At 61.2% G+C, this 10235-nt stretch carries 10 protein-coding genes; 5 read left to right on the top strand and 5 right to left on the bottom strand.

What is annotated here, in order from left to right:
- Positions 1 to 12 precede the first annotated feature (12 nt).
- Positions 13 to 906: a LysR family transcriptional regulator ArgP gene (locus PH551_RS27985; RefSeq protein WP_285195913.1), complete on the bottom strand. Its 894-nt coding sequence runs from the start codon at positions 904 to 906 to the stop codon at positions 13 to 15.
- A 100-nt stretch (positions 907 to 1006) separates the two neighbouring features.
- Here PH551_RS27985 and PH551_RS27980 point away from each other — a divergent pair, with 100 nt between their 5' ends.
- Entirely contained in the window at positions 1007 to 1615 is a 609-nt protein-coding gene (locus PH551_RS27980) for a LysE/ArgO family amino acid transporter (protein WP_285195912.1), read from the top strand.
- 60 nt (positions 1616 to 1675) lie between these two features.
- On the opposite strand, the gene PH551_RS27975 is transcribed toward PH551_RS27980, so the two are convergent.
- Positions 1676 to 1888 carry a hypothetical protein gene (locus PH551_RS27975; protein WP_085778490.1) on the bottom strand — a complete coding sequence of 71 codons (213 nt, stop codon included), beginning with the start codon at positions 1886 to 1888 and terminating at the stop codon, positions 1676 to 1678.
- Positions 1889 to 2001: 113 nt separating this feature from the next.
- Between PH551_RS27975 and PH551_RS27970 the strand changes: the two genes are divergently transcribed.
- Together PH551_RS27970 and PH551_RS27965 are read left to right on the top strand one after the other, a co-directional pair.
- Entirely contained in the window at positions 2002 to 2901 is a 900-nt protein-coding gene (locus PH551_RS27970; RefSeq protein ID WP_085778489.1) for a LysR family transcriptional regulator, read from the top strand.
- Positions 2902 to 2999: 98 nt separating this feature from the next.
- On the top strand, positions 3000 to 3155 hold the full coding sequence (locus PH551_RS27965; RefSeq protein WP_011425752.1) for an entericidin domain-containing protein: 156 nt from the start codon (positions 3000 to 3002) through the stop codon (positions 3153 to 3155).
- A 44-nt stretch (positions 3156 to 3199) separates the two neighbouring features.
- Here the strand turns inward: PH551_RS27965 and PH551_RS27960 are convergent, their stop codons facing one another.
- Positions 3200 to 3547: a hypothetical protein gene (locus tag PH551_RS27960; protein WP_285195911.1), complete on the bottom strand. Its 348-nt coding sequence runs from the start codon at positions 3545 to 3547 to the stop codon at positions 3200 to 3202.
- A gap of 32 nt (positions 3548 to 3579) precedes the next feature.
- Entirely contained in the window at positions 3580 to 4578 is a 999-nt protein-coding gene (locus PH551_RS27955) for a glycine betaine ABC transporter substrate-binding protein (RefSeq protein WP_285195910.1), read from the bottom strand.
- A gap of 641 nt (positions 4579 to 5219) precedes the next feature.
- Between PH551_RS27955 and PH551_RS27950 the strand changes: the two genes are divergently transcribed.
- Together PH551_RS27950 and PH551_RS27945 are read left to right on the top strand one after the other, a co-directional pair.
- The gene (locus tag PH551_RS27950; protein WP_285195915.1) at positions 5220 to 6689 is read left to right on the top strand and encodes a cobyric acid synthase; all 1470 of its coding nucleotides are present in this window, start codon (positions 5220 to 5222) and stop codon (positions 6687 to 6689) included.
- A gap of 350 nt (positions 6690 to 7039) precedes the next feature.
- Positions 7040 to 8248, top strand: coding sequence for an adenylate/guanylate cyclase domain-containing protein (locus PH551_RS27945; RefSeq protein ID WP_285195914.1), 1209 nt, complete (start codon positions 7040 to 7042; stop codon positions 8246 to 8248).
- A gap of 6 nt (positions 8249 to 8254) precedes the next feature.
- On the opposite strand, the gene PH551_RS27940 is transcribed toward PH551_RS27945, so the two are convergent.
- Positions 8255 to 10045: a chloride channel protein gene (locus tag PH551_RS27940; RefSeq protein ID WP_285195909.1), complete on the bottom strand. Its 1791-nt coding sequence runs from the start codon at positions 10043 to 10045 to the stop codon at positions 8255 to 8257.
- Positions 10046 to 10235 lie beyond the last annotated feature (190 nt).

The following is a 10235-nucleotide window of genomic DNA, read 5'->3' as shown; positions in this document are numbered from 1 at the left end:
TCTTGACGGTCATTAAAGCCGACGCTTCGCTACGGCGACGACCTCGCGCGTCAACTCGGCCAGGCGGTCGGCGGCGAGGCGGTTTATCTGCCAGTATAGTGGAACGTCCAGCGGCGTGTCGGCAACAAGTTCGACGAGCCGCCCCGATGCGAGATGATCACGGGTGAGCTGGGTCGGGTTCATTCCCCACCCCATCCCGGAAAGAGTGGCTTCGACGAAGCTTTGCGGCGAGGGCAGCCAATGTGTGGGGTAGTCCAGATCTTGGCTGAAGGTTTGCCTTACCCAGCTGCTCTGAAGCCTGTCCTTTTGATTGAAGGTCAGGGCCGGAGCGTTGCGGATCGCCTCCGATGTCACGCCGTCCGGGAAGTGGCGGGCGACAAAATCGGGTGTCGCGGTGGCGTTGTAACGGAGAGTTCCAAGGGCGAAGCGCCGGCATCCCCGGATCGGCTTCTCCAGACTGGTGACGGCTGCGATCACCCGTCCCCGCTGCAGCCATTCGGCGGTGTGATCCTGATCGTCGACAGCGACATTCAACAGATAGGACGAGGTCTTGGAGAAATTCGACATGGCCTCCACAAACCATGTGCCGAGGCTGTCGGCGTTAGTCGCGATCTGTAGCGTAACCCTTTGGCGTGGCTCGTCGGGATCGACGAGAGCCGGGAGCTGCCCGAAAAGCTCAACCTCCAGCATGCCGACATTCTCAACGTGACGACAGAGCCATTCCCCTTTTTCGGTCGCCGTACAGGGGGTGCCTCTGGCGATCAGGATGACTCCGAGGCGTTCTTCCAGCTGCTTCACCCGCTGCGACACCGCCGACGGCGTCACATTCAACACGGTCGCCGCCCTTTCGAAGCTGCCGGTCTGGACGACGGTCGCAACGGCGCGAAGAGCGGGATAGTCGAGCATGGATTAGTTTCGCTTAACTCAGGTAAGTTGGATTAATTAGACTAAGCCAACTTCACGCGGTACCGCAACTCTGTCGAAGCTGAGTGCGGTTGGCGAAACGATGAATTTTTCAATTTATATCACGGGTCTAATGATGGGCCTCAGCCTGATCGTCGCGATCGGCGCGCAGAACGCCTTCATTCTTCGACAGGGCCTGCGTAGTGAACATATCTTCGCCGTCTGCCTTACCTGCGCCTTGTCCGACGCGGCGCTGATCATGCTCGGCGTGACCAGCCTCCGGCAGATCGCCGGATTGCTGCCTTGGCTCGATCCGGTCATGCGCTACGGGGGAGCCGCGTTTCTGGCCTGGTACGGAGCCAAGAGCTTCTATTCCGCCTTACGGTCGTCCGCTGTGCTCACAGTTACGGAAGCCGAAACGGCAAGCTTTTCCCGGACGCTTGCGACTTGTCTCGCGCTGACCTGGCTTAATCCGCATGTCTATCTCGACACGGTGGTGCTGCTCGGCACGATATCGACCCGCTATCCGGGGCAGCAGGCTTCCTTTGCCGCAGGCGCCGTAACCGGCTCCTTCCTATTTTTCTTTGCGCTCGGATATGGCGCGACGTGGCTGCGGCCGATCTTTTCCAAGCCGGCCTCCTGGCGGATGCTCGAGACGCTCGTCGCTGCGACGATGTGGATTATCGCCTTCAAGCTGATAGGCGAGATGTGAGTCGATCGCCGTGTGAGGCGATCGGCCCGGCGCCTGTCAGATCCGAGCCAGAGGTCCGCATCATGCGCGCGTTTCCACGAGTCTCAGACCCCGCTTTGGTCGCGCAGCGACGTTAAGGAGCGGCAACTCCATTTCACGCTGGCAGTCGGCCAAGAGGTGCGACGGAAATCGCTTCAGTTCCCGGAGCGCATGTTCGTGATTCGCATCCCTGCGCCGGCGTGTCTTGAATGCGGAAACGGCCTGTAGGATATTCCAGGTGCTTGATTGCGCCATGTCTAGCCTCCTTTGCTGCATCAGTTCCGATACGTAGACTATGGGGAGCGATTGACATTCAATCAAACAAAATGATATGGGGTTAAAGATCAGAAAAATTGAAAGATGCGACGATGAGCCTTCCCTTTCGCCGTCCCATTCCTTTGCTTGACAACGATGTGTTGCGCACCTTCGTCGCCATCGCCGAGACGGGCAATTTTTCCACCGCCGCCGAAGCGGTCTTCCGGACGCCGTCGGCGGTCTCCATGCAGATCAAGAAGCTCGAGGAGCAGCTCGGAGCGACGCTGTTTTTACGCGATGCCCGCTCGGTGTCGCTGACGCGCCATGGCGAAATGCTGCTCTCTTACGCCCGCAACATCCTGGCGCTGTCGAACGAGGCGGTGTCGCGCTTCATCATGCCGGAACTGACCGGGGTCGTCCGGCTCGGCGCGCCGGAGGATATCGGCGAGCGGCTGCTGCCGAGAATCCTAAAGAGCTTCGCCGAGAGCTATCCCGGCATCATGGTCGATGTGACGATCGACATGAGCGTCGGACTGAAGAAGCGTATGGAAGAGCAGAGGCTCGACCTAGCGCTGATCAACTGCGCGACTCGGCCGTTTCCGACCGGTGGCGAAGTGGTGTTTCGCGAGCGGCTGGTCTGGGCCGGCGCAAGGTGCGGCTCGGCGCATCGGCGCGATCCGCTGCCGATTTCGATCTGGGAGGATGGCTGCATCTGGCGGCAGGAGGCACTTGCCCAGCTCGAACGCAACAAGCGGCCTTATCGCGTCGCCTATCTCAGCGGTCATACGATGGCGCAGCGCGCCGCCGTGCTTTCCGATCTCGCCATCGCGCCGCTGCCGCTCTCCTATGTCAGCGAGGACATGTCGATCCTAGGCCTGCAGGAAGGGCTGCCGGAGCTCGGCTCCTTCGATATCCGGCTGCTGACCGCCTCGCAGATGTCGGGACCGATCGAGACGGTGGCCGACAGCATCCGGAGCGCGTTTGCCGAGAGAGCGAAGGCTGTCGCCGCCTGAGGATGTCATTCAACCGTGAACTTTTTCGCCACTTGTGCGTTAGGGGCGCGGATGGCATGAGTGCCGTTCGGGGTTGATTTCAAACAAGGATATTCGAAATGACGACAACGGCCAAAATTGCCGCAGCCTTCATGGTTCTTCTTGCTCTTTCCTCCTGCGGCAACACGATCCGCGGTATGGGAAAAGATACGGCGAACGCCGTCAACGCCACCCAGGATGCAGGCCGCTCGGTCGACCGGGCTGCGAGGAAGTAATCGGCCGGCAGCTTTGCCGGACTGAAAGGCCATCCGAGGCCGGATCAAGGCACCGGAGGATATGCCTTTTCGAGGCCGCCGGATCGGCTAAGGCCGGTCCGGAAGGCTTGGTAGGCGGGATGCTGGCTTGAGCGAGCGGTTTCCATCAGCCGAATCTGCAGGCGATGCGGCGCCTTGGTCCCGAGCCACAATCCGAGATTTTCAAGCTTCAGCGAGTTCAGGAAATGCGACTTCGCGGCAAGGTCGAGATGGCGTCGCAGGCCGTCGAGCAGGTTGTCGTCCTGGGCGGCATTTTCCATGAGCAGGGCCAGATATGATTTATCGGCTTCCGACAGCGCGGCGAGCTTTTCCGCAACGGTATAGCGGTCGGGAAAGGGAAGGTTGCCTGTCATTCGAATCGTCCGGTCGTTGGCGCCATCTGCCTTTATAGGCTCGCTTTGACTTTTTCGGCTACATCGGCCGGCACCCATTTCATCCACAGGTTCTCGTAATTGCGCAGGAAATAGATCGCGGCATCGTCGTTGCTTTCGCGATTTTCATCCTGCCAGGCGAGCACTTGGTTGATCGTCTCATTGTCCCATTTGCGGGTCTTGAGATAGGTCGTGACAGGTCCGGCGCGGCTGGCGAAAGACCTGGTCATCAGCGTGAAGGCGCGCGAGACCGGATAGGAATTGAGCTCAGGCCTGATACAGCCGGCAACCGCGGTGCAGCGGTCCCATTCGGCCTTGTTGTGACTGACGCCGAAGCTTAGCCGCGTCATGTCGTATTTGCCGAGGATGGCGGTCGGCGCCCAGTAATAACCGAGCCAGCCGATCTTCTTGTCGAAAGCCCGAGCGATCGAGGCGTCGAGCCGCTGAGGACTGCCGGTTTCGACAAGTTCGAAGCCCTTTTTGTCGGCGGCGAGGGCCTTGAAGAGGTTGGTGGTCGATATCTGGCAACTCCAGTCGGCGGGACAGTTGTAAACCGCGCCCTTCGACGGATCATCCTCGGCAGGGAAAAGCTCGGGGTGCTTCAGCGCGTCCTCGACCGAGCGAATATCGGGATTGGCGTCGGCAATGAATTTCGGGATAAACCAGCCCTCGACCGCGCCATCGGCTAGTATCTCGGCGCCCTGCACCAGCCGACCGGTGTTGACGGCCTGATCGAGCAGGGCCCTGACGGAATTGATCCAGTATTCCGAAGCGATATCAGGGGTACCTTTTTCGTTCATCGAGGCGAAGGTCGGAAGAGTGTCGCCGTCGACGATGGTGACGGAGCAGCCGTAGCCCTTTTCCAGGATGATCTTGTCGAAGTTTGCGGCAATGCCGGCCGAGGCCCATTTCATCTCGGCGATCGAAACTTTGCCGCACTCGGCGGCTTCGGCCGGCGCGGTCGCGCTAAAAAGAGCCGCGGCAAAGACGGCCGAAATCAAAAGCGTCTTCATCGTCTTCCCCGAATTGTTCTTGGGCAACGTGCTGCCGGGATTCACCAGGCGGCGATGCCGCAACAGGCGTTTCCCATTCACGGGCGCCGTCCGACCGGCTCCGGCAACGCGTCGCAGACCATATTTCGATGGCGTATTTTGTCGAAGCCTACGCGTTCGTTCGCAGAAATCAACCGTCTTCTGCTCGTGGTTGCGGTACTAAATTATTGAATTCGAATAATATAGTTCGCTGCTGAAATTTCCTCGGATCGAAGAGAGACGCTGTCTCCGAACGCCGGCTCAATGGTGATGGAAACCGCCGAGCAGATCAAAAAAAGTCAAAATTAACTTTTGCGTAAGCCTTCAATAACTCTCCGGTAAGAATGTGCCGTTATCAGTTGGGGCGTGGCGCCAACGACCGCTGCTTCTCCGGTTCAGGTAGTGCGTACCGGAGAAAGCGAGCTTCGCCGTGTAGGGGCGAAGACGCCTGAGTTTTCGGCAAACCGCGCAGAGCCAAGGCCATGCGCGGTTTTCGCGCTTTCGCGAGAATAGTCGAAGTCTTGACCCGGGATCGGCGGCCATTGTAGGCCTCCGGCTCGTGCATCGGCCCGAAATCTGAACCGATTTTCGGACGCGCGATGCGCCAGGGAAAGGCGGCCGCCATGGCAAGAGCGATCATGCTGCAGGGAACCGGCTCGGATGTCGGCAAGACGGTGCTGGTGGCGGGACTCTGCCGGCTTGCGGCCAATGCCGGGCTCACCGTGCGGCCGTTCAAGCCGCAGAATATGTCGAACAACGCGGCGGTCGCCGATGACGGCGGTGAGATCGGCCGGGCGCAGTGGCTGCAGTCGATGGCTGCACGCACGCCCTCGTCGGTGCACATGAACCCGGTGCTGCTCAAGCCGCAATCGGAAAACGGCAGCCAGATCATCGTGCAGGGCAGGGTGTTCGGGCAGGCGAAGGGGCGGGATTACCAGCGGCTGAAGCCGCAACTGCTCGGCGCCGTGCTCGAAAGCTTCGAAAATGTGTCTGCCGGCGCCGACCTCGTCGTCGTCGAGGGTGCCGGCTCGCCGGCGGAAATCAATCTTAGGACCGGCGATATCGCCAATATGGGGTTTGCGACGAAGGCGGGCGTGCCCGTCGTGCTCGTCGGCGATATTAATCGCGGCGGCGTCATCGCCTCGCTTGTCGGCACGCAGGCGATTCTCGATGAGGGCGATCGAGCGATGATCGCAGGTTATCTCATCAACAAGTTCCGCGGCGACGTCTCGCTCTTCGATGACGGGATTCGCGCGATCGAAGGCTTCACCGGCTGGCCCTGCTTCGGCGTCGTGCCGTGGCTGCAGGCTGCCACGCGCCTGCCGGCCGAAGATTCGGTCGTGCTCGAACGGCTTGCCAGGAGCGGGGCCGGGGCGCTGAAGATCGCCGTGCCGATGCTGCCGCGCATTGCCAATTTCGACGATCTCGATCCGCTGAGGGCGGAGGCGGATGTCGAGCTGGTCTTCGTCCGAGGGGGCGAACGGTTGCCTGCCGATGCCGGTCTCGTCATTCTTCCAGGGTCGAAATCGACGATAGCAGACCTCGCCGATTTCAGAGTTCAAGGCTGGGACCGCGATCTTGCGGCGCATGTCCGGCGCGGCGGGCGGGTGATCGGCATTTGCGGTGGCTACCAGATGCTCGGTCGTATGGTGCATGACCCGCGCGGCATCGAGGGCGGCACGAGCGAGACGCCGGGGTTGGCGCTGCTCGACGTCGAGACCGAGATGGCGCCGGAGAAGACCGTGCGCAACAGCCATGCCCGCTCGACCGAATATGACGTGCCGCTTGCCGGCTACCAGATCCATCTCGGCATCACCCGCGGCCCGGATTGTGTCAGGCCTTTCGCGATCATCGACGGCGCCCCCGATGGAGCGGTTTCGGCGGACGGCCGGATCATGGGCACCTATCTGCACGGGCTGTTCGGCAGTGACGCTTACCGCGCCCGGCTGCTGGAGAGCTTCGGGCTTTCCGGCGGACAGGGGAACTACCGTGAGAGCGTGGAGCGGGCGCTTGACGAGGTTGCAGGGGAACTGGAGCGCTGCCTGGATGCGCGGTGGTTGGGTGAGTTGCTGGAGGTTGGGAGAATTTGCTGAGCGCAAGGGCAGTGAAGAGTATGCCTTGTGGCCCCTCATCCGGCCCTTGGGGCCACCTTCTTCCCGCTGGGGAGAAGAGGGAGCAAGTCGCCGACCATCGTTTTCCTACAGTAATGGTCTCAAATGGGAGTGAGGCGCTGCCACGAGTCCCTTCTCCCCCGCGGGGAGAAGATGCCGGCAGGCAGATGAGGGGGCCACAGGGACATACCTATACTGTGTATCCAATTCTCTATCACATCATTCTCGCGGGAGTAGTATCGCAATGCGAAGCAGGCTAAAAAGTCGTGTGTGCGGCTAGGCCTTTCGGCGCCTGTCCTGTTGTTCCCGGCGCCGGTCTCGATGGTGATGCCATTCCAAGTTCCCCACTTCATGCGGAGGTTTTCAAAATTAAAGATCATATTCAGTGGGTTATAGAGCAGGGAATCACCAGCGAGCATATCGGCGATCTCGTCGCCGGCCTGTGTGAACGGCTGATCGCGGACGGGTTTCAGATCTGGCGGGCAAGCATCCGCATGCCGTCCCTACATCCTATGTATCGCGGCATCGCGGCCAATTTCATGCGGGGCGGTGAGACCGTTCTCGAGAATGCGGAGCACGGCAGCGAGACCGAGCGCAACTTCGAGAAGACGCCGATATTCTATCTTCTGAACCGCGGTGAGAAGACGGGGCGGTGGAACCTGGCGAAAGGCGAGGGTCTCCACTATGGCGAGCTCCACGAATTTGCGCTTGCCGGCGGCACGGACCATGTGGTCAATCTTTTCGAGTTCCCGAAGGAAGTCGCGCTGCGCGGGCTCGGTCTCTCTCTGACGAGTGACGCTCCCGGCGGATTTTCAGATGATCAACTGGCAATCATCGATGAACTGTTCCCAGCGCTGGGGCTTGCCGCTTACCGTGTCGCAGTTTCCAAGACCGCGACCGATATCCTCGCCGTCTATACCGGCGCTAGGACGAGCGCGCGCATCCTTGCCGGTGAAACCCGCAGGGGAATGGGCGGCTCCATCGACGCCGCCATCCTGCTTGCCGACCTCCGCAACTTCACGGCGCTGACCGAGGCGTATCAGCCGGGGGAGATCGTCGGCTTTCTCAACGAGCACTTCGAGCTGATCGACCGGCACGTCGAGGAAAATTCCGGCGAGATCCTCAAGTTCATGGGCGATAGCGTGCTGGCGATCTTTCCGACGGACGCCGAGAATCCGCAAAAGGCCTGCAAGGCCGCATTGGCTTCGGCACAGAACCTGTTGAGGGCAAACGAGGAGCTCAATCGCGAGCGAATGCTGAATAGCGGCCCCGATATCGGGATTGATGTCGTCTTGCATCTCGGCGAGGTTTTCTACGGAAATGTCGGCGCCCAAGGCCGGCTGGACTTCACCGTGATCGGCAGGGCGGTCAACGAGGCGTCGCGGCTCGAGAAGCTGTGCGGAACGCTTGAGCAGCCCCTGCTGCTGTCGGAAAGCTTCGCAGCGACCTGCGCCGTGCCCTGCGACTATCTCGGCGCTTTCGAGCTGCGCGGCGTCTCGAAGAGAGCCGACGTTTACAGGCTTGCCGGCGCCGCTTCTTAGGCTCGCTCAGATCTCGCCCGACACCTCGCGGCGGCGCCGGTCGAGTTCCTCGCTGTAGCGGCGCAGCGTGTGGCTTTCGCTGAGCTGTCCCACGACCTTGCGCTCGATCAGATTGTTGACGACGGCGAGCGCTTCGCTTTCGCTCTTGTCGAAGATCGCCGCCGCCTGTTTGGCATTCATCTGCGGCTGCAGGAAATCATTGCGATAGCGGACGAAATCGGCAAGCGTCTGGCCCTCGTCCTGAACGTCGGTCGGGTTAGCGTAGATCTCCGGGACTAGTACGAGGCCAGCATATTTATCGTTCTCGTCGACGAGAATGACGCGCTGGGTCGAGCCGATCGGGAAGGCCCTCCTGAAGTCTTCCAGCGAGATATCGGCCCTTGCCGTCTTCACGTCGGCGCGCATCAGCTTGTTCACGGTGAGATTGCGGATCCAGCCGACGTCGTGGGCGCTGCGGATGCTCTCGCCGCGCAGATGGAAGCGCCATGTGGCGAAGGAGTAGCCGAAGGTCGAGCGCACGACGAGCGAGGAGGTGATGACGGCCGCAAGAACCAGTGCCGTGATCGGGAAATCGCCGGTGATTTCGAGCGCCAGAAAGGTCATCGTCAGCGGCCCGCCAATGACGGCGACCGCCAGGGAACTCATCCCGACCACAGCATAAATAACCGGCGTCAATGTCGCATCGGCAAAATAGGGGGCGCAATAAGCAAAGAGCTTGCCCAGCAGGGCGCCCATGAACAGCGAGGCGAAGAACAGACCACCCCTGAAGCCAGAACCGATCGAGATTGCCGAAGCCAGCGATTTCAGGAGAAAGAGACCGATCAGCGCCGGGATCGCGACGTCGCGGGACAAGTTGAGATGCAGCGCCCCGTGGCCGGCCGAAAGGACCTGCGGCGAGATCATTGCGAGAAGCCCGACGATGATGCCGCCGAGCGCCGGGCGAAAGGGCGGAGCGATCGAGCTTTTGCGCGCCACCTCCTCAATGAAGGCCACGCCCTGCATGAGGAGAATGCCAACGCCGGCGCAGAAGACGCCGAGCAGCAGCGCCGGGACATAATCGGCCGGCACGACCGAGCCGAAGCTGCCGATATCGATGGTGAAATCGCCCTCGGCAAGCAACCTTGCGATGAGGGTCGAAACGAGGGCGGAGACCACAACCGGGGTTAACGATACGATGGTGTAGGTGCCGATGATCAGCTCGAAGGCGTAAAAGGCGCCCGTCAGCGGCGCATTGAAGGCGGCGGCGATGGCGCCGGCCGCGCCGCAACCGACGAGGATACGCAGGTCCGAGCGGCGCAGCTGCAGCTTCAGGCCGAATTTGGAAGCGATGCCGGCGGCGAGCTGGGTATAGCCGGCTTCCAGGCCGACGGAGGCGCCGAAGCCGTTGGAGATCAGGTTCTGTACGGCAACGATGATGCTATCGGTCAGGGAGAGGCGGCCGCCGTGCAGCGCATTTGCCTCGATCGGGTCGACCATGGGTTTCTTGCGCCGTTTGGCGAGCACCAGGAGCAGCAGGCCGAGCAGGGCGCCACCAATGAGAGGGGCGGTGAGCAGCAGCATCTTGTCCTGGATTACCGACGCGCTCAGCCTTTCACTGTCGGCGATGCCGAAAACAATCTGGTGCAGCTGGTTGGAGACATAGCTCATGCCGGTCACGGCAAGGCCCGAGGCGATGCCGACGATGGCGCCGGCCAGCGACAGGCCGACTTCGCTGCGGCGCGTCAGGGCGCGCAGTCGCCCCGGATCGAAGAAAACACGCAGCGCGCTCAGGCGGCGCCGATCCAATTTCATAAGCATGGCTCGACAACTAGGCGAGGAGAGGCCGGGTCAAGGGCGGAGGTGCAGTCGCCTTGCAACGCAATTGCGGCGAAAAGCCGACGGCCACATCAAACATTCATGCCGTAAGCCGCTGATAAAAGACGATATTTCCCGTAGGGTCAGTGGTGTTGGCCGGCCTTTCGCGCAGTCCAGCTGGAAGGCGGTGGCG

This window comes from Rhizobium atlanticum (assembly GCF_030182485.1).
Classification (GTDB): domain Bacteria; phylum Pseudomonadota; class Alphaproteobacteria; order Rhizobiales; family Rhizobiaceae; genus Rhizobium.
The sequence above is the reverse complement of the archived record's forward strand: the minus strand, read 5'-3'. Positions and strand labels throughout refer to the sequence as shown.

Coding starts and splice junctions, on each gene's coding strand:
- PH551_RS27970 (WP_085778489.1), top strand. CDS start 2,002: ATGAGCCTTCCCTTTCGCCGTCCCATTCCTTTGCTTGACAACGATGTG.
- PH551_RS27975 (WP_085778490.1), bottom strand. CDS start 1,888: ATGGCGCAATCAAGCACCTGGAATATCCTACAGGCCGTTTCCGCATTC.
- PH551_RS27965 (WP_011425752.1), top strand. CDS start 3,000: ATGACGACAACGGCCAAAATTGCCGCAGCCTTCATGGTTCTTCTTGCT.
- PH551_RS27950 (WP_285195915.1), top strand. CDS start 5,220: ATGGCAAGAGCGATCATGCTGCAGGGAACCGGCTCGGATGTCGGCAAG.
- PH551_RS27960 (WP_285195911.1), bottom strand. CDS start 3,547: ATGACAGGCAACCTTCCCTTTCCCGACCGCTATACCGTTGCGGAAAAG.
- PH551_RS27985 (WP_285195913.1), bottom strand. CDS start 906: ATGCTCGACTATCCCGCTCTTCGCGCCGTTGCGACCGTCGTCCAGACC.
- PH551_RS27955 (WP_285195910.1), bottom strand. CDS start 4,578: ATGAAGACGCTTTTGATTTCGGCCGTCTTTGCCGCGGCTCTTTTTAGC.
- PH551_RS27940 (WP_285195909.1), bottom strand. CDS start 10,045: ATGCTTATGAAATTGGATCGGCGCCGCCTGAGCGCGCTGCGTGTTTTC.
- PH551_RS27980 (WP_285195912.1), top strand. CDS start 1,007: ATGAATTTTTCAATTTATATCACGGGTCTAATGATGGGCCTCAGCCTG.